General features: G+C 63.1%; 21 protein-coding genes. 8 read left to right on the forward strand and 13 right to left on the reverse strand.

All coding sequences use genetic code 11. The features are described from left to right. Window positions 1-7 precede the first annotated feature (7 nt). On the reverse strand, window positions 8-520 hold the full coding sequence (locus ACFRJ9_RS12685; protein ID WP_377668305.1) for a gluconokinase: 513 nt from the start codon (window positions 518-520) through the stop codon (window positions 8-10). 202 nt (window positions 521-722) lie between these two features. Here ACFRJ9_RS12685 and ACFRJ9_RS12690 point away from each other — a divergent pair, with 202 nt between their 5' ends. The 3 genes from ACFRJ9_RS12690 to ACFRJ9_RS12700 all read left to right on the forward strand — a co-directional run bounded on the left by ACFRJ9_RS12690 (window position 723) and on the right by ACFRJ9_RS12700 (window position 6471). Further along, window positions 723-5444: an NAD-glutamate dehydrogenase gene (locus ACFRJ9_RS12690; protein ID WP_377668307.1), complete on the forward strand. Its 4722-nt coding sequence runs from the start codon at window positions 723-725 to the stop codon at window positions 5442-5444. Beyond that, window positions 5441-5674, forward strand: a complete 234-nt coding sequence (locus tag ACFRJ9_RS12695) for a hypothetical protein (RefSeq protein WP_377668309.1) — start codon at window positions 5441-5443, stop codon at window positions 5672-5674. Before ACFRJ9_RS12690 ends, ACFRJ9_RS12695 begins: the two co-directional genes overlap by 4 nt. 314 nt (window positions 5675-5988) lie before the next feature. After that, complete coding sequence (locus ACFRJ9_RS12700; protein ID WP_377668311.1) at window positions 5989-6471, forward strand: hypothetical protein; 483 nt, start codon at window positions 5989-5991, stop codon at window positions 6469-6471. Between the two features lie 14 nt (window positions 6472-6485). Here ACFRJ9_RS12700 and ACFRJ9_RS12705 read toward each other — a convergent pair whose 3' ends face one another. The 9 genes from ACFRJ9_RS12705 to ACFRJ9_RS12745 all read right to left on the reverse strand — a co-directional run bounded on the left by ACFRJ9_RS12705 (window position 6486) and on the right by ACFRJ9_RS12745 (window position 14621). Next, on the reverse strand, window positions 6486-7073 hold the full coding sequence (locus ACFRJ9_RS12705; RefSeq protein WP_377668314.1) for a TetR/AcrR family transcriptional regulator: 588 nt from the start codon (window positions 7071-7073) through the stop codon (window positions 6486-6488). Between the two features lie 29 nt (window positions 7074-7102). After that, window positions 7103-7651 (reverse strand): TetR/AcrR family transcriptional regulator, encoded by a 549-nt coding sequence (locus tag ACFRJ9_RS12710; RefSeq protein ID WP_377668317.1) that lies wholly within the window; start codon window positions 7649-7651, stop codon window positions 7103-7105. A 60-nt stretch (window positions 7652-7711) separates the two neighbouring features. Then, on the reverse strand, window positions 7712-8881 hold the full coding sequence (locus ACFRJ9_RS12715; RefSeq protein ID WP_377668320.1) for a pyridoxal phosphate-dependent aminotransferase: 1170 nt from the start codon (window positions 8879-8881) through the stop codon (window positions 7712-7714). 65 nt (window positions 8882-8946) lie between these two features. Next, complete coding sequence (locus tag ACFRJ9_RS12720) at window positions 8947-9744, reverse strand: SDR family oxidoreductase (protein WP_377668322.1); 798 nt, start codon at window positions 9742-9744, stop codon at window positions 8947-8949. 106 nt (window positions 9745-9850) lie between these two features. Further along, on the reverse strand, window positions 9851-10879 hold the full coding sequence (locus ACFRJ9_RS12725; protein WP_377668324.1) for a biotin-dependent carboxyltransferase family protein: 1029 nt from the start codon (window positions 10877-10879) through the stop codon (window positions 9851-9853). After that, complete coding sequence (locus ACFRJ9_RS12730; RefSeq protein ID WP_377668327.1) at window positions 10879-11646, reverse strand: allophanate hydrolase subunit 1; 768 nt, start codon at window positions 11644-11646, stop codon at window positions 10879-10881. The genes ACFRJ9_RS12725 and ACFRJ9_RS12730 overlap by 1 nt, the downstream gene beginning before the upstream one ends. 46 nt (window positions 11647-11692) lie before the next feature. Beyond that, window positions 11693-12496: a LamB/YcsF family protein gene (locus ACFRJ9_RS12735; protein WP_377668329.1), complete on the reverse strand. Its 804-nt coding sequence runs from the start codon at window positions 12494-12496 to the stop codon at window positions 11693-11695. Window positions 12497-12588: 92 nt separating this feature from the next. Further along, on the reverse strand, window positions 12589-13938 hold the full coding sequence (locus ACFRJ9_RS12740) for an MFS transporter (RefSeq protein WP_377668331.1): 1350 nt from the start codon (window positions 13936-13938) through the stop codon (window positions 12589-12591). 50 nt (window positions 13939-13988) lie between these two features. After that, window positions 13989-14621, reverse strand: a complete 633-nt coding sequence (locus ACFRJ9_RS12745; RefSeq protein WP_377668333.1) for an RraA family protein — start codon at window positions 14619-14621, stop codon at window positions 13989-13991. A 311-nt stretch (window positions 14622-14932) separates the two neighbouring features. On the opposite strand from ACFRJ9_RS12745, the gene ACFRJ9_RS12750 reads away from it, so the two are divergent. From ACFRJ9_RS12750 to ACFRJ9_RS12765, 4 genes are read left to right on the forward strand one after another with little or no spacing between them, the layout of a single operon-like run. Continuing rightward, a complete protein-coding gene (locus tag ACFRJ9_RS12750; protein ID WP_377668335.1) occupies window positions 14933-16516 on the forward strand; it encodes an ABC transporter substrate-binding protein in 1584 nt (527 codons plus the stop codon). A 15-nt stretch (window positions 16517-16531) separates the two neighbouring features. Further along, a complete protein-coding gene (locus ACFRJ9_RS12755) occupies window positions 16532-17578 on the forward strand; it encodes an ABC transporter permease (protein ID WP_377668338.1) in 1047 nt (348 codons plus the stop codon). Further along, window positions 17571-19355: a dipeptide/oligopeptide/nickel ABC transporter permease/ATP-binding protein gene (locus tag ACFRJ9_RS12760; protein WP_377668340.1), complete on the forward strand. Its 1785-nt coding sequence runs from the start codon at window positions 17571-17573 to the stop codon at window positions 19353-19355. The genes ACFRJ9_RS12755 and ACFRJ9_RS12760 overlap by 8 nt, the downstream gene beginning before the upstream one ends. Then, entirely contained in the window at window positions 19352-20173 is an 822-nt protein-coding gene (locus ACFRJ9_RS12765) for an ABC transporter ATP-binding protein (protein WP_377668343.1), read from the forward strand. Before ACFRJ9_RS12760 ends, ACFRJ9_RS12765 begins: the two co-directional genes overlap by 4 nt. A 30-nt stretch (window positions 20174-20203) precedes the next feature. On the opposite strand, the gene ACFRJ9_RS12770 is transcribed toward ACFRJ9_RS12765, so the two are convergent. Further along, a complete protein-coding gene (locus tag ACFRJ9_RS12770) occupies window positions 20204-21511 on the reverse strand; it encodes a cation:proton antiporter (protein WP_377668345.1) in 1308 nt (435 codons plus the stop codon). Between the two features lie 76 nt (window positions 21512-21587). Beyond that, window positions 21588-22736, reverse strand: a complete 1149-nt coding sequence (locus ACFRJ9_RS12775) for a serine protease (RefSeq protein WP_377668348.1) — start codon at window positions 22734-22736, stop codon at window positions 21588-21590. A 197-nt stretch (window positions 22737-22933) separates the two neighbouring features. Between ACFRJ9_RS12775 and ACFRJ9_RS12780 the strand changes: the two genes are divergently transcribed. After that, a complete protein-coding gene (locus ACFRJ9_RS12780) occupies window positions 22934-24220 on the forward strand; it encodes an alpha/beta fold hydrolase (protein ID WP_377668350.1) in 1287 nt (428 codons plus the stop codon). Between the two features lie 29 nt (window positions 24221-24249). Here the strand turns inward: ACFRJ9_RS12780 and ligD are convergent, their stop codons facing one another. After that, a complete protein-coding gene (gene ligD / locus ACFRJ9_RS12785) occupies window positions 24250-25494 on the reverse strand; it encodes a non-homologous end-joining DNA ligase (protein WP_377668353.1) in 1245 nt (414 codons plus the stop codon). Window positions 25495-25555: the final 61 nt, after the last annotated feature.

Raw genomic sequence — 25555 nt, forward strand, 5'->3', positions numbered from 1 at the left:
CAGCGCCCTAAGCGCTGAGTTGCCCGCAAATGTGTTCTACCAGCTGGGTCGGGGCAATGGTGAAGTCGGCAAGGACATGCTTTTCGTCGGTGGCCAAGGGCTCAAGGGTGTTCAGTTGGGAGTCGAGAAGGCTGCTTGGCATGAATTCGTGGTCCCGGGCGTTCATGCGGGCCAGAAGCGTTTCGCGTTCACCGTTGAGATGGATGAAGACGACGGCAGGCGTGTGCCGCCTCAGTAGATCCCGGTAAGAGCGCTTCAGCGCTGAGCACGCGATGATCAACGGCCTGCCATTGTCCTGTGATCGGCGAAGGGCGCGGCCGATTTCTTCAAGCCAGGGCTTCCGGTCGTCGTCGTCAAGGGGAATTCCTGCACCCATCTTTTCTTTGTTGGCCGGGGGGTGGAGGTCGTCCCCGTCCTGGAAAGCCCGGCCCAGCCGTTCGCCCAGCAGGGAGCCCACAGTGGTTTTGCCGCAGCCGGACACTCCCATGACAACAAGGGGAGGGAGGACTTCATTGCCCATGACGGGTTCCTTTCAAAGGGCGGCTTGAGCCGGACATCTTGTGAGATGTAGTTCACAAGTGAGAATAGTTTCTCATTGGAACCAAGCAGGGTCAAGGTGGAGTCGGGAGTTCGAAAACCCTTGACGCGCTGAGTGATTTGAGAAAAGATTCTCATATCTTTTAGTTGTCGAAACCCCATCAATCCTCAAAAGGGAGCAAGTCGTGTCCACGGAACAAGGCATGGAAACCACCGCGCCCGAGCATTTCCTCGCTGACTACTACGCAGGGCTTTCATCGGAGGACAGGGAACCCTACGACCCCGGACTGCTTGAGTTCCGTGCCGCTACCCACCTTTCCGCAGCCCGAATCAAAGGAACGGCGGCATGGGTAGGCCTCCTCCCAGGGCAAGTGGGCGGCAGCAGTGAACGTTCCGGCGGTACCGTCCTCGGCATTGTGTGCGATGACTCGCCGTTCCTGGTGGACTCGGTGCTGGCTGAGCTGACCCGGCGCCAGCACGGGATCAAGCTGGTCGTACACCCGCAATTTGCAACGCAGCGGACCCCGGAAGGTGTTCTCACAGGCATTCAGCCGGCATCAGCGAGGCAGGGAACGCGGCCAGAATCGTGGATCGCCGTGGAACTCCGCGACGCCCTGGACCTGGAGGATGGCCGTGAGCTGGTGGAGTCGATTCGGCGTGTCCTTGCCGACGTGGAGGCGGCAACCTCGGACTGGGCGGGCATGCGGCAAAAGCTGGCGGACGTTGCTGGCGAGTTGTCCGGGAAACATCCAGCACGCAGCCTCCTGACGTGGCTCGGCAGCAATCACTTCGTCTTCGTCGGCTACCGCCACTACACACTGGAACGTGGCGAAACAGAGGATCGCCTCATTGCCACCCAGGGAACGGGCCTGGGCGTTCTCCGAAACGGCAACAATGTCCGCCTTGAACCACGCGTCCTCAGCGGCGCGGCGCGAGACTCGGCGCGGGAGCCGATTGCCGTCGTCGTGACCAAAGCCCGTTCGCGTTCAACGGTCCACCGCGACGCACACCTGGACTTCATCGGCATCAAGACCCTTGATGCCGATGGGGAAGTGAGCGGCGAGCACCGCTTCCTGGGCCTGTTCACTGCCAGCGTCTACAACAGTCCGGTAGACCAGATCCCTGTGATTGCCGAAACCGTCAGCGGGGTCATGGCTCGCAGCGGACTCGACCCGGCCAGCCACTCGGGCCGCCAATTCATGGCCATCCTTGGGAGCTATCCGCGCGATGAACTGTTCCAGATCGGCGTCGACGAACTCCTCCACACGGCGGGCAATATTCTGCGGATGCAGGAGCGTCGGCAATCGCGGGTGTTCTTGCGGCGCGACAGCTACGGCAGGTTCGTGACGGTCCTGGTCTACCTGCCACGGGACCGGTACAACACTGCGGTCCGGGTTCGGATCGAACGCGAACTGCGGAAGATGTTCGGTGCGGTCGATATCGAGCACGAGGCCCGTCTCAATTCCTCAGCACTCGCCCGCATCTTCTTCACCGTGTGGACGTCGCCTGACGGACAAGCCGATGTCCCTCATGGCACCGTGGAGCAGCACATCAACCAGGCAGTCAGGTCCTGGCCGGAAGGAATCCTGGAAGCCCTACGGGCCGGCCGTACCGCCGCTGAAGCCGATGTGCTCGCCAAACGCTGGGGCGAGGCCTTCCCTCCGGAGTACCGGCTCCGGAACAGCGTGGAAGAGGCAAGCGAGGACATCGAACGGTTCGAAGCGCCCGGCAGCGATGAAGGCCCGGCGCCGGCACGGTTGTTCGTCGATCCCGGTGCCGTTGCTTCTTCGGATGCGAAGGGACGGATCAAGCTCTATCTCCGGCAGCCTGAAAGCCTTAGCCGGATACTGCCGTACTTTGAGCACTTGGGCCTGGAGGTGCTGGAGGAGCGGCCCTACGAGATGGTTGACGCCTACGGCAACACCTTTTACCTCTATGACCTGCGGGTCAGTGGACCGGCGGAGGTCCGGTCTGCGAGTGCTTGGGCCTTGCTTCCGGAAACGTTCCGCGCTGTCATGGCGGGAGACGCCGAATCGGACCTTCTCAACGGCCTTGTCCTGCAGCAGGGGTTCGACTGGCGTGTCGTCGCCCTCCTCCGGAGCTACGCGAAGTACCTTCGCCAGCTCGGCACGCCCCACTCGTTCGAGTTCCTGGCCGCAACGCTGCAATCGCACTCGGAGGCCACCGCGGCCTTGGTGGAGCTGTTCGCGGCGAAGTTTCATCCGGAGCGGGTGGGCGAAGGGGTGGACGGTGCTGGAACTGCCGGGGCCGCGCTGGAAACTGCGCTGGAATCCGTGGCGACTTTGGACGCTGCATTTGTGCTGGAGACTCTCGCGGGGCTGATCAGGGCCACGGTCCGGACCAACTTCTACCAAGGCAAGCCGCACATCAGCCTCAAATTCGAACCCTCCGGCATCAACATCCTTCCAAGTCCCCGGCCCGCCCATGAGGTGTGGGTGTACTCGCCGCGGGTGGAAGGCGTGCATCTTCGCTTCGGCCCCACCGCCCGCGGTGGCCTCCGCTGGTCTGATCGGCAAGAGGATTTCCGGACCGAAGTCCTGGGCCTCGTTAAGGCCCAGTCTGTGAAGAACGCCGTGATCGTTCCGGACGGGGCCAAGGGAGGCTTCTACGCCAAGTGCGCTGCGGGGATCACGGATCGCTCCGAGCAGCTGGCCGAGGGGCAGGAGTGCTACCGCACTTTCATCCGTGGCCTGCTGGATGTCACGGACACCATCCGCTTCGTGGATGGTGAGCGTCAGGTTGTGGCCCCGCCCAACGTCGTCAGGTACGACGACGACGACTCCTACCTGGTGGTGGCCGCGGACAAGGGGACCGCCTCATTCTCAGACATTGCCAATGAAATAGCAGCTGAATACGGGTATTGGCTGGGGGATGCCTTCGCTTCGGGTGGATCCGTCGGCTATGACCACAAGCGCATGGGCATTACCGCACGGGGCGCGTGGGAGTCTGCAAAAATCCACTTCAGTGAGCTTGGCCTGGATCAGCGGACTACCGACTTCACAGTGGCCGGCATCGGTGACATGAGCGGGGACGTCTTTGGAAACGGCATGCTGCTGTCCCGTCACGTCCAGCTGGTGGCTGCCTTCGACCATCGGCACATCTTCCTGGACCCGCACCCGGACGCCGCTGCCTCATTCGGGGAGCGGCTGCGGCTCTTCGGCTTGCCACGGTCCAGCTGGGACGACTACGACCGTTCACTGATCAGTGAGGGCGGCGGAGTCTGGCCGCGGACGGCCCGCGCCATCCCGTTACACCCGGCCGTACGCGAAGCACTGGGCCTGGACGATGCTGCCCTGTCCATGAGTCCGCCGGCCCTCTTGCAGGCCATCCTCAAAGCTCCAGTGGACTTGCTCTATAACGGGGGCATCGGAACCTACGTCAAGTCCAGCGCAGAAACGCACGCCGACGCCGGTGATCGTGCCAACGACGCCATCCGGGTGGATGGCGTGCAAATCCGTGCGCGGGTGGTGGTGGAGGGCGGCAACCTTGGCCTCACCCAGGCCGGGAGGGTTGAGGCTGCCTTGGGTGGTGTGCTCATCAACACCGACGCCATTGACAATTCTGCGGGCGTGGATTGCTCGGACCATGAAGTCAACATCAAGATTCTGATGGATCAGGCGATCAGGGCAGGGCAGCTTCCTAAAGCTGAAAGAACCCGATTCCTGGAGGTACTCACGGACGAGATCTCCGGGTTGGTCCTTGCTGACAACGTCGCTCAAAACATCCTGCTCCTGACAGACCGACGGTTCCCGCCGGCGTCGTTTCCCAACTACGAGCGCTTCATGCAATCTCTTGAGGGGCGCGGAGAGCTGGACCGCCAGCTGGAGTTCCTCCCCGGCACACAAGCGCTGGAGGACCGCATTTCCCGCGGCAGAGGGCTCACATCGCCTGAGCTCTCCGTCCTGGCCGCCTACGCCAAGAACACCCTGGCTAAGAGCATCCGGGCCACGCCGTTGGTCCAGGACCCGTACCTGGCCAAAGTTCTTAGGGGCTACTTCCCGCTTCCCGTGGTTGAGCGTCTTGGCGCGGAGGTGGACCGGCATCCCCTGCGCGAGGACATCATCGCTACCGTGCTGGCCAACGATGCCATCAACATCGGCGGAGTGACCTCCGTTTTCAGGCTCATGGAGGAAACTTCGGCGGACGAAGCTGCGGCAGTCAAGGCGTTCGTCATTGCCAGCGAACTCTTTGGGCTCAGTGAACTCTCGCTCGGACTGGTGCATCGCTGCGCTGACTTGCCTGCTGAGAACTGGAGCCGGATCTACCTGGACATCCGGCGGGTCCTGGACAGGGCGATGCGTTGGTTCATCCAGTACGACCACCAGCTTCCCATCGAGGCTTGCCTGAACCTGTACCGTCCCGTGGTGGAGGCCCTTCGAGGACGCCTTCCGGAGCTCCTCGCTGGATCCGACAAGGATGACGTCCACGCCCTTCTCGCCTCGGCGCAGGAGTGGGGATTGCCCGATGATGTGGTGCGGACATGGGCAGAACTTCGCGAGGCATTCACGTTGCTGGACATTGCCCGCGTGCAACAGGTCACGGGTGACCGGGTGGAGACCATCGCTCCGATTTACTTTGCCGTGCGGGATCGCTTTCGGATTGAGTCGCTGCTGGACAGGGTGGACAACCTTCCGCGTTCTTCGAAGTGGCAGGCCATGGCCCGGGCGTCGCTCCGGGATGATGTGTCTGCCGTTGTGCCTGAACTGACGGTCGCCGTCCTTGGCGTTCATGGAGCGACGGCGGGCGGGGATCCGATTTCGGCCTGGGAACAGCTGCATCACGCACGCCTGCAGGAATCGGAACGGCTGGTTGAGTTGGCTCCGGAGAACAGCTTTGAGGCGTTGTCGGCGTATCTGGGGACTCTGAGGAAAGCGGCCAGGGCGTGAAGTGGGCCCTGAGCACCACGGACGGCCGTGACTGGCATGCTGCAGATTTCAGCCAGCGCGATCCTTCCTGGCGCCGCACCAGCCAGCGTGGCCTGGTGTGTCTGGGGTGTGGTTCCCCGGCGTTCTTCCGCGCCCCGTCCCGCAAGAAGACGCCGGCTTTCGGTGCTCGGCACAAGGAAGGCTGCGCGCTGCTCGCAGGGACCTGGGGGGTCTTCAAGTACCTCCAGTAATTGCGCTGGAATTTATGAGAACTGGAAGTCAAATGAGAAACTTTTCTTGCTTTTCAGTGAGCTGCGCCATAGGGTTGATTCAAGAGACAAACAACGCCGGAGGCACATCATGTTGCGCATCGTTGGACAACCCACAGTAAGCCGTTCGCAGGGGAGCCGGTACGTGACCGGCACGGGCAGTCATTGTCCGGTCAGCGGCATCTGGGCCCCTGCGGGGGAAGCCGATCAGGGCACGCAGGTGCTTGAGGGGAGCATCATGCCGGCGCATCGCAGCGTGGCCGTTGACTGGCAGTTGATCCAAGGGTTCACCGGCCGTGACCTACGTAGCTGAAGCCCGGCCGCACCGTCGCGCGGCGCCTCCACAGCGGCGCCTCAGCCAACTCGAACTGCGGCTTGCTGAATCCAGGGTCTCCCGGGCACGCATTGACAGCCACGTGCGCAGCCTCCTGGGCAGGCGGAATGAGGCAATAGCCGCCGCCCTGGCGGACAAGGTTTCCTTGGCTGCGGTTGCCGCGGTGGTGGGGATCCGCGCCGCCAACGTCAAAAGGCTCGGCGGTGCCTACCAGGATCTCCACTACTCAGGCGCTCACCAGGAATGGCATTTGGCTGGGCTGGTGGCACTCGTCCGGCAGTTGGAAGCGGCCATGGGTGACAAGGAACAGTGCGTGGAGAGGCTTCGCTCCGACGTGCTGAAGGGGCTCGAGTCCGGCCGCATGGACGTCTTCCGCGTAGCGGCCCTGACAGCCCTGCCCGCTGAGCGGATCCGCGAACTCATGCGGCCCGCGGCGGCACACTAGCCCAAGTGGGCGGCTCAGGCCTCTTCGCGGTCCTTGCTCCACCCTGCGAGGGCTCCCTTGAGGGCGGAAATGAGCCGGCTTGTGGCCTGGTCCTTGGTGAGCCCCACCGTGTTAATCAGATCCAGGATTTCGCGTGGATCGAACAGGATGTTCCACAGGAACATCGCTTCGTCGCCAATCGGCGGCAGGCCCAGTTCCTCGCAGGCTTCGCGCAGCGGACGTTCAAGCGCGTCCGCTTGGACGGTCAGGTAAAAGGCGCCGGTCCGCAGGCGGGCAAGGTAGCCCTCGCCCGAACGTGTGTAGAGCATCGCGCCACCGTGCCGGGTGACCAGGTCAACCCATTTGCGGCTCACTGCCGTCAAGAGCTCGACGCCGGAGGTCTCCTGCTGCTTCAGGCTGTAGTCACGCAGTTTCTCGCCAACACCGAACCGATACTCCGCCAGGATGTCTTCCACTGAAGCGAAGTGCCGATAGGCGGTGGCGGTGGAGATTTCCGCATGCTTTGCGACGTCCGTCATGCTGATGGTTCCGCGCCGGGACGCGAAAAGCTGTCCCGCTGCCTTGACCAGTTGTCTGCGGTTGCGCTGTGTGTCACTACGCATTGATGAGCACCCTTTCGTCACCTCATAGCTTAGGACCTGGAAGCCGACCAGCCCGCCAGGGCGGCCGTGAATGTTCTGACCAGCCGGGCAGATACTTGCTCGGCTGTCAGGTCCAGGCTCCTGATGAGGTCGTAAATTTCGCGCGGGTCGAAGAAGCCGTTCCAGAGAAAGAGTGCTTCGTCTCCCGGATGCGGAATGCCCAGGGCTTTGGACGCTTCGGCCAAGGGCCTCTGGAGCGCCTCCGCTTGGACGGTCAGATAGTAGGCGCCGGCACGTACTCGCGCGAGGTAGCCTTCGGCCGATCGGGTGTGGACCATCGACTCGCCGTGCTGGACCACCAGGTGTACCCACTTGGTGCAGACGGCATTCAACAAGTCGGTGCCCTCTGTTTCCTGGCTCCGGCTGAACTCCAGCAATTCCCGGCCCACTTCGAACCTGTACGCCGCCAGGACATCGTCAACCGAGGTGAAATGACGGTACGCGGTGGCGCTCGAAATGCCGGCCTCGAGGGCGATTTCCGACATGGTAGCCGAACGGCCGGCTCCGAAGAGCCGGCCGGCCGCGTCCACGAGAAGCATCCGGTTTCTCTGCATGTCAACACGCAGCCCGGCGGGTGGATCGAGAAGGGTCACCGGTGCCTACTTGAGGGCCGCGAGGCCGGCGGCAATTCGCTCGACGCCCAGCGAAATGGCCTCTGCGCTTGCCGCGTAGGAAAGCCGAAGGTGGTTCTCGCCGTTGCGTCCAAATTCGCTGCCCGGCCGGACGGCCACGCCAAACTCACGCAGGTGCGCCACCATTCGGTCCGCAGGCAAATCGACGTCGTACTTGGGGAACAGGTAGAACGCGCCCTCGGGGGAGCTGACGGTGAGGCCGGGGATCCGGCTGAGGCCCTCCACCATGAGTTCACGGCGCAATGCGTAGGAGGCATGCATCCGTTCGATGTCCGGACCGCAGGTCTTCAGGGCGGTCAAGGCGGCCAGCTGTACGGCGGTGTTCATGGAACCGTTGAACGTGTTGTGGACGCGCGCGGCGGAGGCGATGATGTCCGAGGGGCCCCAAAGGTAGCCCACACGCCAACCGGTCATGGCGTAGCTCTTGGAGAACGTCTGGCAGTAGATGGTCCTGCCGGCGAGGCCTGCGATCTCCAGTGCTGAAACGAACGGCTCGGGGGTGTACACCAGGTCACTGTAGGCCTCGTCCGACAACACCAAGGTGTCCGTCCCTGCCACCATGTCGGCGAGCGCTTCCAGTTCCTGGCGGGAATGCACGATTCCGGTGGGGTTGGAAGGGTTGCAGAACACGAACATCTTTGCCCCTTCAAGGGCAGTGGCAAGCGCTTCGAGATCCCAGTGGAGGTCCTCGGCCAGCGGCACGGGCACGAGGGTGCCGCCGGCCATGCTGACGAGGTCCGCGTACAGGGAGTAAGTGGGGTCGGGGATGACAACTTTGTCTCCCGGGTTGACGATACCCAGGATCGCAGCGGAGAGGCCTGCCGTTCCGCCTTGGGTGATCAGCACGTCGCCCGGGCTGGCCACTTCGCCGAGGAGCTGGCCGATACGGGCAGCCAGCTCCTCGCGAAGCACCAGCTCGCCGAGCAACGGCGAGTAGTGGGTGTGTCCCTCTTCCAGGGCCCGGGCTGCTGCAGCGCGGACCTGTTCCGGGGTGTCGAAGTCCGGTTCGCCCATGGCCAGGGAGACCAAATCGCCCTTGGATTGGGGCTGCTGGACGCGCAAGGACGTGCGCTGGACCCGCAGCACGGCCTCGGATGGCTGGAAAGCGGCGACGGCGGTAGTTGGTTCAAGGGTCATGACAGTCCTGCTTCGTGTCGTAGGAAGTTTGGCGGCTTTGCCAGGTGCGTAGAGGTGCCGTGGCTTCACGGGCGGGGCAGATCATCTGCCGGCGCGCCGGTCCAGCGGCTGATTTCGATGTCTCCGGAAGTGTCGCGCTGCACCGTGGGTGCAATGACCAGCTCCTGGACAACGGTGCGCTGCGGCAGCGTTGCCACCAGGTGGATTGCGCGGGCGACGTCCTCCGGCTGGACCATGGCGTCGCGTTCCTCTGCCCGGGGCGGGCGGGCGCGGTTGTCGAGGATGGGTGTTGCGGTCTCGCCCGGGAGGATGGTGACGGCACGGAGGCCTTCGTTGCGGAAAGTGTTATGCAGGTACGTCATGAAGTTCCGGACCGCGGCTTTGGCGGCCCCGTAGGCCGCCCCGCCGAGCAGGTTCGGGTTGACCGCGGCCAGCGAAGACACCGTAATGATAGTGCCGGTGTTGCGGGCGAGCATTCCAGGCAGGACAGCCTGCGTCAGGAGATAGACCGCGTTGAGGTTGACGTCCAGGACTTCGTTCCACTCCTCCTGGCCGATCCAGCGGACGTTGAGGACCTTGCTGGCGCTCCCGGCATTGTTGACGAGGATGTCGACAGCTCCGAGGTTGCCGGCTACCCATGCCACCAGGGCGTCGACGTCCTCTTTTGACGTGATGTCCGCTGCGTGCGGGTGGACGCTGCCGCCGTCGGCCTTGATGCCGGTGGCGACTTCTTCCAAGACGGCGAGTCGGCGACCCACCAGCACGACGTGTGCTCCTTCGGCGGCCAGCAGTTCAGCGGTAGAGCGGCCCATACCTGTGCCTGCGCCGGTTATAACGGCGACTTTGCCTTCAAGAAGTCCCATGGTTCCGTTCCTGGAGTTGATTGCTTGGTTGAGAGTGGAATCACATATGCGAAAAGTTTCTCATTTAATTCGGGTGAGGGTCAAGTGCTGTGTCGCGGAGAATCCTTCAGGCTGCTTCCCGCGATGGTGCGGGCCTCGAGTGGTGAGGCAGGTTAATGGCCCCGAACAGGCTTTGCACGCGCGTTTCCAAGGCGTTGAGCAGCCGCTGGGCCTCGCGGTGGCTTTCCACGGCTTCGGCCTGGCTCACCCAGCGGAACGTCATACGCTGGCCGGGGCGCGCCTGGCCCAACATAGGGAGGGCTGCCTTGGTGGCGAACGCGACAATCGGATATCCGGCCGTGAGCGTACGGTAGCGGCCAAGAATGATGAGCTCATCACCGTGCGGTATTTCGAAGGCGCCGATGGGAACGCCGTGGGAGACTATTTCGCCAAGCCCTTCCGGATGCACTACGGGGCCGTCCAGGCGCAGGCCAACGTGATTGGATTTGGCCGTCACGGTGTACTCGCGTGAGGCCAGCAACTCCCTGATTCCCCGGGCTGCGTCCGTCTCCGGGCCTTCAACAATGTCAATGGTCCAGACGGGGTGCTCGAAAGAAGGAACAGGAACAGGAAGCCGGAAAAGCGGCTGCGTGAGGTAGGGATGCTCGAAACCGGCATAGGCCGTCCGGAGTCCCAGGTGCTGTCCGGCAGCTATTTGCTGCGGGAAGCCCATCCTCGCCTCCGGAGCGGCGCTGCCCATGAAGAGCTCCGTGACCAAAGTCCCGCTGAAAGCGAGGTAGTTGCGCATCCCGCCCTGGGCGTTGGCAATGACCACGCGGCCCTTGGCCGGAACACAGACAGGCTCCCACATCTGAACTTTGCTGCCGTTGACGGTGACATCGGCCGGGGCGCCGGTGACGGCGACCAGGACAGGTTTGGAGGTGGTGAAGGAAAACCTGCCGCCCATGATCTCGATGCCGGCGGCAGTCCGCGGATTGCCCACAAGGATGTTGGCCACAGCTGCCGAATGCTGGTCCGCGGCACCGCCACAGGGCACCCCCAAGGCTTCGGACTGCTCGCGCCCCAAGTCCTGGAAGGTGGCCAACCAGGCCGATTCCCGGACCTTGATGGTGACGCTGCGCTCAGTTGCGGGCATCAGTGTTCCTCCTCGATCATGTACGAGTCGGTCCGCAGGAATCGCCCCTGAAGCCGTTCCCATTCGCTGCCAGGGACCACCTTGAACCTGACCGTATCTCCGGACTTGAACGAGGTTGGCGGATCTTCCCGGATATCGCAGACGACCAGGGGAGTGCGGCCGATGACCTTCCAGCCGGTGGGACCGGGGAAAGGTTGAATGATGGCGTTGGTACCTGCAACCATCACAGAACCCGGGGCCACGTTGGTCCGCGGTTCCTTGCAGCGGCTGACCTGCCCCGGGAACTCGACACGACCCATCATGGGGGCCATGGCCGAGGCCAGGAGGTTGATGTTCAGCACGGAAGCCTCTAGGTGTCCCAACACCGCCTCCTGGCTGATGCCCAGTTCCAACGCAACGTCCGGAAGGTCCGGGGCGAAGGCCTCATTGACCACCAACGGGATTACGAAGTGCTTGCCACCGGGGTTGGCGCCTTCATCGTGGAAGCCTGTGCCCGACGCGGCCAACCGGATGGTCTGTGCCAGTTGACCATGGCTGACGGCGAGGCAATCGAACTCGACCAACACTGAATCTACGCCGGCCACCACGTCCAAGAGTCCGTGAGGACGTACCTCCAGCAGGATTTCGCGCAGCCTCCGGCTTCCCCGCTGACGTTCGTCAACGGTCCCTGAAGCCAGGCTGACCATCAATGCCGAATCGCCAAAAGGTACTGCCGTGATATCCGGAGGAAGGCTCAGCCGCTGTGCGGGCGCTGGGTGCGTGCTCATGTGTCCTTGGCTTGTAGTGGTGGGTGGTGACTGGCAGGCGGGCCGGCTAGACCGTGGCGAGCCTGGCCTTCTCGGCCAGGACTTCCTGCAGCCCGGTTGCTTTGATGCCCGCCTTGTCCAGGGCCGCCCGGAGGGCGGTTCCGTTTTCCAGGACCTGGGGGTGGTCGCCGTGGAGGAGCACGACGTCGGCATCGTGGCCGAGCGGGACCACCTTGCCGGTGACGGCACGAACCGTGCCTTCGGTAACAACCTGGACCACACGGCGTCCGATTTCCTCGGGGTCGTGAAGCAGCGCTCCTTCGGTGTTCCGGGAAACGGGCATGCCGTCTTCGCCGTAGCCGCGGTCGGCCAGGAATACATAGCCCACTTCAAGACCGCGCTTGCGGGATTCATCGGCTAACAGGCCGTTCTGGCAGATCACGATGTACGACGGATCGTAGGCCTTGATGGCGTCGGTGATGGCGCGGGCATGCTTGGCGTCGGTCTGGGCGATGCTGCCCATGCGGCCATGCGGAGCCACATGGCTGATCTTGCCGCCGTGGATGCGGGCGAAGGCGTCCAGTGCGCCGATTTGGTAGAGGACGTCCGTGCGGATTTCCTCCTCACTGGCTTCGATGAGGCGGCGGCCAAAGCCCACCAGGTCCGGGTAGCCGGGGTGGGCGCCCAGTTCGATGCCGCGCTCTACGCAGGCCTTGACGGTGGCATCCATGACGCGGGGGTCTCCGGCATGGAAGCCGCAAGCGATGTTGGAGGCGGTGACCAGGCCCAGCAGGGCGTCGTCGTCGCCGATGGTGTAGTTTCCGTAGCTTTCGCCGAGGTCTGCGACGACGGCGACTGAGTTGATGCCCAAAGTGACTCCCAATGGTTCTTGTTGCGGTGCTTTATGGTCCAACGACGGCGGCCGGCCGGCAATGGCGGCAGGCCGCCGTCGTACTTGTCTTGTTAGTGGGTGGCCAGCGGCTGGCCCTTGGTTTCCTTCAGGAAGAAGATCGAGACCAGCGTGATGAGGGCCGTGCCGATCGCAGCATAGGCCGGGACCATGCTGTTGCCGGTGCTCTTGATGAGCTCGGTCATCACCAGTGGTGCGCTGCCGCCGAAGATGATGGTGCTGATGCTGAAGCCGATGCTGTAAGCGCTGTAGCGGACCGTGGTGGGGAACATTTCCGTCAGGACCGTGTGGACCACGGCGGCGTGACCAGAGAACGCGATGGCCATCACCACGGTGGCTACGCAGGCCAGGGCCATGTTGCCCGTGGTGATCATGGCGAACATGGGGTAGGAAACCACAGCCATGAGCACGGCCGAGAGTGTGAGTACCGGCTTACGGCCGATGCGGTCGGACAGACGTGCCATGAGCGGGATGGATACGATGATCGCCACCAGGCTTACTGCCGTGACCATCAGGGCCTGGAGCATCGAGAAGTTGTTGCCGCTGCCGAGCTGGGTCTTCAGGTACGTGGGCATGTAGGCGAAGAGCAGGTAGTAACCGGGACCGTTGACAGCCGGCAGGAAGATGGTCAAGGCGATGGCCTTCAGGTGCCTCTTGGACGTGAAGACTGCGCGCAGCGGGTTGTGTTCCACGACGTTTCGTTCACGAAGTGCCGCGAAGTGCGGGGTGTCTTCCATCTTGGAACGGATGTAGAAACCGACGTAGCCCAACGGAAGTGCGAAAAGGAACGGGATGCGCCAGGCCCAGGCTTCCATGGTGGCGTCGCCGAGGGTGGTGATCAGCATGGCGGAGAAGCCGCTGCCAAAGAGGAGGGCACAGAAGGAGCCCACCGCGATGAAGCTCATGGAGAAGTTGCGGTGCTTGTCGTGGGCATACTCGCCAACGAAGGCCATGGCGCCCGCTACTTCACCGCCTGCGGAGAAGCCCTGCAGGATGCGGAAGAGGATCAGCAACGCCGGGGCGGCCCAGCCGATCACGGAGGACGAAGGGATGAGGCCAATACATGCGGTGGCTCCGGAGATCAGGAGAAGGAGTACAGCTAGCAGGTTCTTGCGTCCCAGCTTGTCCCCGAGGTAACCGGCGATGACGCTGCCAAAGGGGCGGGCGAGGAAGCTCACCAGGAAGCCCACGTTGGTCAGGAGCAGCGAACCGAGGTCCTTGGATCCCATGATGTTGATGGCAAGGTACGTGGTGAGCAGGCCGTAAATACCGTAGTCGTACCATTCCACGAAGGAGCCCATGGTGCCGGCCAGGGTTGCCTTGCGCACCACCTTGCCGTCAGCGGTGACGACCTTGATTTGAGCGGTGTTCAGTGTCACTGATTCCGTCGATGTGTTAGTCATTGCGGGTTCTCTCAGTCTAAGCGGGGTCCCGTTGGGGAAGTAGGGGAGGACTAGCTGTATTCGCGGGTGATTTCGGCGGTCATTTCGGCTTCGTGGATGGCTACGGCCTTGACCAGCTCAAGGATCTCGGCGGCGCGGGCCTGGGGGATGACAACCACGCCGTCGTCGTCTGCGGCGACGATGTCACCGGCGGAGCAAACAATGCCGCCGATTGCCACCGGTTCGCCGATCACGCCGGGACCGTTCTTGAACGGTCCCGCCGGGGTGGTGCCCCGGGCGAACACGGGGAACTTGATCTCGGTGATGGTGGCGCGATCACGGATGTAGCCGTCGATGACCGCTCCGGTTGCTCCGGCGGCTTCGAAGCGCTGGGACAGTTGCTCGCCCACCAGGGCGCGGTGCTCGTGGCCGAAACCGTTGATCACCATGATGTCTCCGGGCTCGATGTAGTTGAGGGACTCGATGACGGCGGCGTTGTCGCCTGCGGCGCCCAGGACGGTCAGGGCCGAGCCGACGCAGTGGGCGCCTGCCCAAACCGGGTTGATGTTGCCGTCCACCAGGCCCAGGCGTTCCATGGCATCACCGATGTTGGCTACCGGGAATGCCTCGAAAGCGCGGACCAATTCCCGGGGCGGGCGGGTCCACTCAGCTTTGCGGACTGTGAGCTCGAGGGTCGTTGCCATTTGTTTCACCTTTGGTTGATCCGGGTTCCGGATGAGTCGGACGCCTTGAGACGTCAATCACATATGAGAAAAGTTTCGCGTTTTATTTTCCATCCGTCAAGGCCCGGATGTTTCCGTCGTGTAAAACATCGGCGTGGGGCGGGTCACTTGTGGGGGAACTCACAAAAAACCGTTGACTTCCACCATCCAATTAGAGAAACTCTTCTCATTCGCGAAAGTCATCGCAGATCACTCCTTTGGGTTCCGCCAGCCGGATGCGTCCGCATCCGCACCGGCCGGGCCGCCCAAAGCGACCAGGAGGTTCACCCCTTATGCAAGGACGATCCACTTTCATGGCCGCGGCGGCAGCCGCCACAGCTGCCGCCTTCCTCTTGACCGGTTGCACCACAGGCGGGCAGGCTTCCGCCGCTGACAGCTCAGGCGGGGCAATGTCCACGGACACCATCCGGACAGCACTTAATGCCGACCCCACGACGTTCAATGCGGCCAAGGCCAATGCCAAGGACGACTACGAGGTAGCGCGCTTCCTGTTCGACACCGTTGTCCGCAGGGACGCTGACGGAAAGTTCATTGGAGGCCTGGCCACTGAGTGGAAGTCAACGGCCACCAACGCAACGTTGACCATCCGCAAGGACGCAACGTGTGCCGACGGTACAGCGATCACGCCCACCATCGTGGCCAAGTCGCTGAGCTACTTCGCTGATCCCGCCACCAAGAACAACTTCGGCAAGCTCGTCTTTGGCCCCGGCCAGCCCACTATTACCGGGGACGATGCCGCAGGAACCGTGGACATCAAGCTAGCCCAGCCCTGGTCCGAACTCATTGGCGGCCTGACGCTGGCGCAGACCGGGATCATTTGCCCCGCGGGCCTGGCCAATCTGGATGGTTTGGCCAAAGGCACTGTGCAAGGCGCTTTCTCCGGACCGTACACCTTGACCAAGACCAGCCACGGTGTCAGCTATGACATGACGCTGCGGGAGGACTACAAGGCCTGGCCCCAATGGTCCAAGCCCTTGGAGGGAACCCCCGCCAAGACGGTGAGGTTCTTCCCCGGAGTCAACAAAACCACAGTGGCCAACCAGTTGCTCACCGGCGAGATGGACGTCTCCGACATCGCTCCGGCAGATGTCCAGCGCTTTGAAGGCAACAAGGACTACGCAGTAACCACTGTTCCGTTCGCCGGCATCTTCCTTCTCTTCAACCAGCGCGAAGGCAGCCCGTTCACCGATCCGGCACTGCGTAAGGCCGTAGCCCAGCTGATGAACCAGCAGGCCTTCAACTCCGCCGCCTACGCGGGCAAGGGCATCACCTACAACTCGATCGTTGCCCCTACTGTCCCGTGCGCCCTCCCGGACAACTCCAGCCTCACTCCTGAGGACGCTGCTGCGGCCAAGGCCGTGCTCGCAGGGAAGACCTTCAAAATGGTGGGAACCACCAGCATCGGTCCGAACGGCGCGGGCAGCACTTATGTCCAGGAAGCACTCCGTGCAGCGGGCGCGACAGTAGATCTCCAGCTCGTGGACAACGGAACCTGGGCCACCATGACCCAGACCAAGCCGGAAACGTGGGACCTGACGGTACAGGGTGACGCCAACTTTGTTGGGACCGTGGCGGCATCGCTGACCCGAATCGCTGGAGTTCCCACCGAAAAGGGTGGCCGCAACATCGGTGGCGGCGAGAACGCAGACATCCTGGCGGACATTGCCACAGCCCAGGCTGCCACTGATGAATCGGCCCGTTGCGACGCCTACACCAAGGCGCAGAAGAGCATCCTGAGCGACAACGACATCGTTCCGTTCGTGGGCGAACCGCAGATCGTTGCGCAGCGCGCCGGATTCTCCATCCAGGCGCCGTCCGGAATCGTCGACTACGCCACCATGCGGATCACCAAGTAGCAGAGGCTTCCCACGATGACTGAACCAACCATGCTCTCCAAGGAAGTTCAGATCCTTGAGAGCACAACCCCGGGGGCCGTCAAAGGCCCCCGGGGCGGTGCCTTGAGCCTTTCTCCTTGGGCTGACTACGCCCTTCGTCGCGCCGGAGGCGTCCTTCTCTCGGTCGCCTTGCTCGTCGTCGTGACCTTCTTCATGGTTCCGCTGATCCCGGGTGACCCCGCAGTGGCGGTTGCGGGCGCGGACGCCACCACCGAACAGATCGAAGCGATCCGAAACAGCCTCGGCCTCAACGAACCCCTTTTCGTGCAATTCATCAACTACGTTGGCGGACTCTTTACCGGGGACTTGGGGCAGTCCTTCGCCTACAGCACCTCGGTGTCGCAGATTATTGCCACGAAACTTCCCTTCACTGCCGAGCTGGCTCTGCTGGGCATCGTCCTGGTGCTCCTCGTCTCGGTTCCTGCCGGCATGCTGGTGGGAATCATGACCCGCGGAGGCCGCAAGAAGTGGCTTGACGTGTCCTTCGGCATGCTGACCGGCTTCTTCCAGGCAGTGCCGCAGTACGTGGTCTCCACCATGTTGGTGGTGGTTTTTGCCATCATCCTCAAGGTCCTGCCGGCAGCCGGTGCGGCATCGTTGAACGCCCTCATCCTGCCCGTGATCGGCTTGTCGATTGCCCCCATCTGCTCCATCGCCCGAGTGGTGCGGCGCGAAACTTCCACGGTTCTGGAGCAGGACTATCTGCGCACCGCCCGCGGATGGCGATTGCCCTCGCTGCGCCTCTACGCCCGCCATGCCTTGCCGAACCTGCTGACCACGGCGCTCACCCTGGCCGGACTCATCCTCGCCGGCATGCTCGGTGGTGCCATCATCGTGGAAAACGTCTTCAACTGGCCGGGGCTGGGACGCGAAATCGTCACTGCAATCGTCAACAAGGACTACCCCGTCATCCAAGGCATCATTCTGGTCCTGGGCTTCCTGGCCATCGTCCTGAACCTTCTGGTCGACGTCATTCTCGGCCTCATCGATCCCCGCACGCTCGGAGGAAAGTCCAATGGCTGAAACAGCCCGTCCACGACGCCGGTTCCGCTGGACCAGCGGCCTGGTGGTTGGCATGGTGATGATGTCCATCATGGTGCTCACCGCCGTCATCGCACCGATATTCCTTACCGAGGCCGCCGAAAAGCTGACACCGCAGGCATCGCAGGGACCCAGCGCCCAACACTGGCTTGGGACAGATGACTTCGGTCGGGATGTCCTGGCGAGGTCCTTGGTTGCCACCCGGCTGACATTGCTGATGACGGCAGCAACTACCGCGATTGCCGTCGTCGCAGGTATTGCCATCGGCACTGCCGTGTGGCTTGCGCCCCGACGCATCCGTGCCGCGGTGCTGAGGGTCATTGAGGCCGCTGTTGCCTACCCGAGCCTGATCTTTTCGCTCCTGATCGCCGCCATCCTTGGGCAAGGAACGTGGTCCGCGGTGTTGGCCATCTCCATCGCCAGCATTCCGGCGTTCGCCCGCCTCACAGCAAACATGGCTGCTTCGATCTCCCAACGCAACTACGTGTCCACGGCGCGACTGCTGGGCGTCTCGGGCCCGCATATCATCACCCGGCACCTGCTGCCCAACATGGCAGAACCCCTCTTGGTGCTGACTGCCACCGTTTTCGCCACAACTTTGATAGATCTCTCCAGCCTGTCCTTCATAGGACTCGGCGTCCAAAACCCCGAATACGACTTCGGTCGCCTCCTGAACGAGGGACTCGTCAACATCTACTCGCAGCCGCTGCAGGCAGTGATGCCTTCCATCATGATTACCATCACTGGCCTGAGCGCGATGCTGATCGGCGATGGCCTCGCGGCCGCTACCGACCCCCGCGGCGGCCGGAAGTTCGGCAGCCTCCGCAAGGCCTCCGAAGTGCCCGCCTCAATGCGCGCCGATACCCAAGCGCTGGTGGAGGTGGACAACCTGACCGTCACCACGCCGACGGGCGTTCCTTTGGTCAAGGGCGTCTCCCTGAGTATCCACGCCGGAGAAGTCGTTGGCCTGGTGGGGGAGTCCGGTTCCGGCAAGTCCCTGACCGCCATGTCCATAGCCGGGCTGCTCCCCGAGGAACTCGGGGTCACCGCCAAAACCATGCGCCTGGGCGAGCTGAACCTGCTGAAGAAGAACAACGCCCGCTCACTGGCCACCTCCATCGGCCTTGTGTATCAGGACCCTGGAACCAGCTTCAACCCGGCGCTGCGCATCGGTTCCCAACTAACGGAAGTCAGCCGCGTGCACCTCGGACAGTCCAGGAAGACGGCTTTTGGCCGGATGGTCAAGGCGCTGGCCGACATTCGCATTACGCAACCGGAAAGACGCATGAAGCAACACCCGCACGAACTGTCCGGGGGCATGCTGCAACGCGCCATGATCGCTTCCACGTTGGTGACCGATCCGCGGCTCATTATTGCGGACGAACCCACCACGGCTTTGGACGTGACCGTCCAGGCCGACGTGCTCCGGCAGTTCCGCACCATCAACCGTGAAATGGGCACGGCCATGCTGTTCATATCGCACGACATCGGCGTGGTGCAGGCGCTCTGTGACAAGGTCATTGTCATGAACGGCGGAAAGATCCTGGAGCGGCTCACGGGAGAGGAACTAGCGGCAGGCCAAGTGAAGCACCCGTACACCAAGGCCCTCCTTGCGGCCACGCCGTCCATCTCGGAGCGAAAGGCTGAGCTGGTCACTGTTTCAGCCAACGACTTCGCTTTGGAGGAAATTTACGACGACGACATCGCCCCCGGCGCTCACGTCACCACCAGCCAGAACACCCAGGAGGCCGCACAATGAGCGTTGTCGTACCCGCCGCGCGGCCGGTCCTTGAACTGACTGACGTCAGGGTCACGTTCGGATCCGGACGTTCAGCAACACCCGTGCTCAGGGGCGTTGACGCCAGCATCCATGCTGGCAAAACCTTGGGGATCGTCGGCGAATCGGGTTCCGGAAAATCCACCATGGCCAAGGCAATCGTCGGGCTGGTCAAGCCCAATGCCGGCACCATCGCGTTCCAGGGCCGCGACGTCACGGCAATGTCGGGCGCCGAGCGGCGTCGGATGCGGCGGGACGTGCAAATGGTTCCCCAGGATCCGTATTCCTCGCTGAACCCCAGGCGCACTATCGGCCAGACATTGGCTGAAGCCATCGACCCCCTGCGCGCCAACCCCAAGGAACATGCTCAGAAGATCTCCTACTGGCTCTCCACCATTCGCCTCGACCCGGACGTTGCCGAGCGATACCCGCATGAGTTCTCCGGAGGACAGCGGCAACGCATTGCCATTGCCCGTGCGCTGGCCGTCCAGCCGAAACTCATTATTGCCGACGAGATCACCTCGGCCTTGGACCTGTCCGTTCAAGCCGAGATCCTGAACCTCATTGGCCGGCTCCGCAAGGAACTGGACCTGACCATGGCGTTCATCTCGCATGACCTGGACGTGGTCCATCACGTTAGCGACGAAATTCTGGTCCTTTTCCACGGCGAAGTCGTTGAGCGGGGGGACGTGGATGCCGTCTATGGCAATCCACGCCATCCCTACACCCGGCGCCTTATTGATTCTGTCCCGGGTGGTCCCGGTTTCGATATCGGCGAGCGTCGGCTGGCGGAGGTCTGATGCGGTGAAGCCGGCCAAGGTGTGCGGCAACTACTCCGAGGCGTTCTCCTCAAGGGGTGGTGGAGCCTTACGCGGCGGTGGCGCCGGACGCGGCGCTGGCACGCTATCCGGCGCTGCCGCCGCCGGCGTGCGTTGATGCTGCCGAAGTGCCAGCAGCGGGAAAAGGAGCACTGAGAGCATCCCGGCGCCAACAAGCGCTGCTGAAATTCCGCTGGTGATCAGGCCTTGGTCCTGGCCAATGGCTGTCACGGCAACGATGATCGGTAGTCCGGTTGCCCCGAACAGGACCACTGCCCGCTTGTCGCCGGGCGTGGAGTTGGGCGGAGCGGCGAGCAGGGACGGCAAGCCGCGGATGATCAGCAGGAGCAGAAGGAACAAGGGCACCATCGCGAGGGCTATGGGACTGGAGGTCAGTGCGCCGAGTTCGAAGTCTATGCCCGTGTCGATGAAGAAGACCGGCACCAGGAACCCGAAAGCGATGGCGTCGATCTTGGTCTCGATGACGTTCCTGTCCTGTGCGGGCGCGCGGGCGATGGCAACTTTCCAGAGAACCCCGGCTGCGAAGGCTCCCAAGAGCATGTCGAGCCCCAGCACCATGCTCAGGACAACGAGCACGCTGAGGATGAACATGATGGCCCGCATGGCGAATTGGCCGCTGGTGTGGAGGGACCTGGTGACCTGGGAATGGAGTAGCGTGTGCTTCGCCCGCGACGCCAGATAGATGGCGAGGCCCGTGAGAAGAACGAACCCGAGAAGGACAGCTGTTGCCGGTCCCAACTGCCGGCCGCTGAAGAAGAGCGAAATCGCAACGAGAGGCCCGAACTCACCGGCCGCACCAAGGGCTGTGACAGCGATGCCGAGCGGGGATTTCGTTTCGCCGGCGTCGCGAAGGATGGGAAGCAGCGTCCCCAGGGCAGTGGAACAAAGGGCGACGCCGATGATCACGGCGGCCTCCGGCGCAGGGACCAGCAGGAACCCTGCGCCAATGCCTGCCGCTAAAGAGATGATCCAACCTGCGGAGGCGCGGTTGGCGGGCCGGCCCCGGATGAGGGCGAAATCAATCTCGTTGCCGGCAACGAAGAAGAGCATGGCCAGCCCGAAGTCGGCCAGGGTATCGGTGAATCCCGTGGATTGGATCCATCCCAACAGGCTGGGGCCGAGCAGGATTCCGAGGACAATTTCGAACACCACAATCGGAACTTTGACCACGCGATCAAGAAAGCGGGCCGCGAGGGGGGCGGCGACGGCCAGCAAGGCGATCAGGAGAAGTGACGTGGACAGGCCCTGCATCAGCGGTACCTCCGGCACCTCGGCTGCTTGGAAGGAAAAGTAATCCAAAAATACCGCCACCGTCAGTGATGACGCTATACTGCCTGCCCGCTATCCATGCAGCGGCAGGCAGTATGGCTCTTGGCTACGACTCCCTGCGGAAGGACCCGTCATCGCGGGGGCCCTGCTCCGGTGGCCAAGGCATGGGTGGCCCTGCGGGCAGGTTGGCACCGGTGGCCGGTGTGGGCTGCTTCCTCATGACCCGCACCAAAAGAACGGCCATGGCGAGAAGGGCAAGGACCAAGACCGCCAGGGTGGCTATCATCCAGACGGGGATCTCCGAGGTATTCTGCGATGCCACGGCCGGGACATTGGCAGCCGCGGCGGGGGTCGCCGTATTCGAAGCAACCTCCGGCAGCTTGACTCCATTGGAGGTCAGGAAGTCCCGGAGTGTCTGCGTGTCCGTTATGTAGTTCGCCTGGCCGGACCCCTGATGGACATACGCCGAATTGATGCCAATGACCTCACCGGCCTCATTGATCGAAGGGCCCCCGGACATGCCTGGAGTAATGTCCGTATCTATTTCCGTCCGTGGAACTCCCTGCGTCGAATAACTCCTGGAACTGACCGCGCCTGAACGGTAGGACGGCTTTTGGCGTTCCACATCTGAGGTTGAACCAACTAGATCCGGAAAACCGATGGACGTGACTTTCGCGCGGACTTTTGGTGCCTCTGAACCGAGCTGCAACGCTGGGGTGTCCTTCATGTCAGCGATGCGCAGGAGCGCGTTGTCACCCTTCTCAAAACCCTGCTTGGCGATCAATTGCGCGGTGATGGCCGTCTTTCCGCTCAGGAGTCCTCCATCAATCCCCGATGGTTGATCGATCTTGATCAGCGGATCTGCCAGTGTCATGGGCCAATCAACGTCCTCGGCCCGGACGCCGGTGAACTTCTGTTCCGCAATCAAGTTCTCGTAGACGTTTGTTCGAAGGGCATCATCGGCGTCGACGCAGTGACCGGCCGTTGCTATATGCCCGGTATCGCTGACAAACCAGCCGGTGCAGTAGGCGTACACCGTTGTCCTGTACGTCTCTGTGGTTCCGTCCTTGAATGGCACCTGGACTGTTGCGGTCCACGCTGTGTCAACCCAAACGATCGACTTGTCGATGGCGTCAGAGTCCACGTCGGCTGCTGCCGGGGAAGCGGCAAGGAGTGGTGCGGAAAGAATGGCCGCAATTACGAACGGTGCAGAATGCCTTTTCCCCGATTCCTTAATCGTCATTGACTTTGTCATGATCATTCCCTCATGCTTGCTCAGACGTGGGGCGGATCCCCGGCTGTATGTGGAGTGTAGGGGACGGAATGAGTGTTAAACACGAGTAGGACGTACTCGAATTATTTGGCACCGGTACTTGCCGGACGCTGAATGTACTCGACGCAGGCATCCCCCTTTTCCTCGAATACCTACCATCACCGAGTCGAGGGGCCACCATGGTTCACAGGCGCAGGCGGACTCCGGAAAGCCCCGCGGATCAGAAATCCACTGCGGGCACGGACACGGTGAACCGCACAAGCCTAAAGGTCACCATCCGCAGGGTGATCGTCACCGGGCTGATCGTCGCCGGCATCGCGATAGCGCCGGGAGCGGCCCGCCTGATCGATTTCGGGGTCCGTGTGGGCGAGGGGGCCGTTGTGGAACCCGCCGTCGCCCCGTTTTACCTGGCCCCCACCCCGGCACCGGGCCCGGCTGCACCGGGAACGGTCGTGAGGACGGAGACCGTGGTGGGCGCACCGGAGGGTGCCACCGCCTGGCGCGTGCTCTATCACTCCACCGACGTCCGAGGAACGGACACTCTGGTGTCGGGCCTGGTTATCGCCCCCACCGCGCCCGCCCCCAACGGCAGCCGCACTGTGGTCTCATGGGCGCACCCCACCACCGGAACCGCACCGCGATGCGCCCCTTCCAGCGGAATCGCGCCATTTGTGTTCATCGAAGGGCTCTCCGACTTCCTGGCCGCCGGCCATGTTGTGGTGGCGACCGACTATGCAGGGATGGGCATCGCCGGACCGCCGTCGTTCCTGATCGGGGCCACCGAGGCAGCCAACGTGCTGGACATTGCCCGTGCCGCGAGATCGGTTGCCGGAATCGGTGCCGGCGACCGCGTGGTGCTCTGGGGCCACTCCCAAGGTGGGCACGCGGCAATCTTCGCCGCCCAACGGGCCGCCAGCTACGCGCCTGAGTTGACCATCGCCGGCGTCGCAGTGGCTGCCCCTGCCACCAATCTCGGAGCCCTGCTCAGCGCAGACGTCGGTGATGTCTCAGGCGTCACCATCGGCGCGTATGCGTTCACGTCTTATGCCCAGGCCTACTCATCGCAATTGCCCAGCGATCCTCTGGGTACCATCCTGACTCCGGCGGCTGCGGCGGCCGCACCTGGAATGGCCGAACTATGCTTGCTGGGCCAGAACAGCGAGCTGCATTCCATTGCGGATCCGTTGATCGGCTCGTTCGTCACGGGGGACCCGGCGAAGGTGCCCCCTTGGGACGGGATCCTCGCTGAAAATACGCCGGATCAGGCGCCGCTGCCCGTGCCCGTGTTCGTAGCCCAAGGTGCCAAGGACACTCTGGTCCGGCCAGACATCACCGCCGCCTACGTGGCCGCCCAAGTGAAGGCTGGAACCGTCGTTGAGTCGCATGTGTTGCCGGATGCAAGCCACGCGACCGTCGCGCTGGATGCACTGCCTGACCTGATGAAATGGATGAACGCCCTGCGTTGACGGGCGTGGGCTGATGCCCGTGGTCGAGGTCAGGATCCCGGATGTCCGGGCCACTCCTTACCGGCCCAGGGGTCGTAGTCGGCGATCAGCTGCTCCTGCGGAGGCCGGTCCGTTTCGGGGACGTGCTGCAAGTTCACCCGTACGCGGTACCAGAGCGAGCTCGATCCCCGCATTCCGTCCACCAGCACGTCGGCCGGGTGCAGGACCGGGACAACATCCGCGTGGCGGTTCTTCCACTCTTCGAGGGCAGCGAGTGCCTCTGGCTTGGTCTTGGTTCGGGCCACTTCGACCAGCGGCATCATGGACAGGCGGCGTCCGGATCCATCGCCGGCCCGCGGCGCCTTTTCCGCTGGACCAAGCTCCGCTGCCAGGGCGAGCAGCCCGTCCAGCGAACCCACCGCATCATCGATGCCGGCATGGGGGTCGCCCAGGTCCGCGAAGCGCCCGGGTACGGTGTGGACGGTGAACTGCTCCGGACGGGCTGAGCGTACTTCGTCCCAGGTAAGCGGGGTTGAGACCCGGGCATCGGGCAGGGACCGGATTGAATATGCCGAGGCCACGGTGCGGTCCTTGGCGTTTTGGTTGAAGTCGACAAAAACGCTCTCACCGCGTTCCTCTTTCCACCACCTAGCGGTGGCCAGCCCGGGTGCGCGGTTCTCTACCTCGCGGGCAAGGGTCTCGGCGGCCAGCCGCAGCTCGCGGAAAGACCATCGGGGCGCGATGCGCACCAGGATGTGGAGGCCACGGGACCCGCTGGTCTTCGGCCACCCGACCAGGCCGACGTCGTCAAGCACCTCGCGCGCCACGTAGGCGACGTCGACGATTTGGGACCAGTCCACTCCAGGCATGGGATCGAGGTCGACCCGCAGTTCGTCGGGGTGGTCGAGGTCTTCAGCTCGTACGGGGTGCGGGTTGAGGTCCAGGCAGCCCAGGTTGACTACCCATGCCAGTCCCGCAGTGTCCCGTAGTACTGTCTCTTCGGCGGACGTTCCGGATGCGTAATGCAGCGTTGCGGTGTGGATGAAGTCCGGGTGGTTCTCAGGCACGCGCTTTTGGAAGAACGGCTCAGCGTCGATGCCCTTCGGGAAGCGTTTGAGCACCATGGGCCGGCCGCCGGCTCCTCGCAGTGCGCCGTCCGCCACAGCGAGATAGTAGCGAACCAGATCGAGCTTGGTCAGGCCTGGCTCAGGGAAGACTACTTTGTCCGGATTCGAGATCCGGACTTCCGAGCCGGCAATGTCCAGGATTTCCGCCGGGGTCTTCGAGGGGCTCATTCGGCCACGCTAGCAACGAACGGCTCTCCCAACCAGAGCAAAGGCGGGCCGACTATATTGG

This window comes from Paenarthrobacter sp. NPDC056912, assembly GCF_042786555.1.
Taxonomy (GTDB): domain Bacteria; phylum Actinomycetota; class Actinomycetes; order Actinomycetales; family Micrococcaceae; genus Arthrobacter.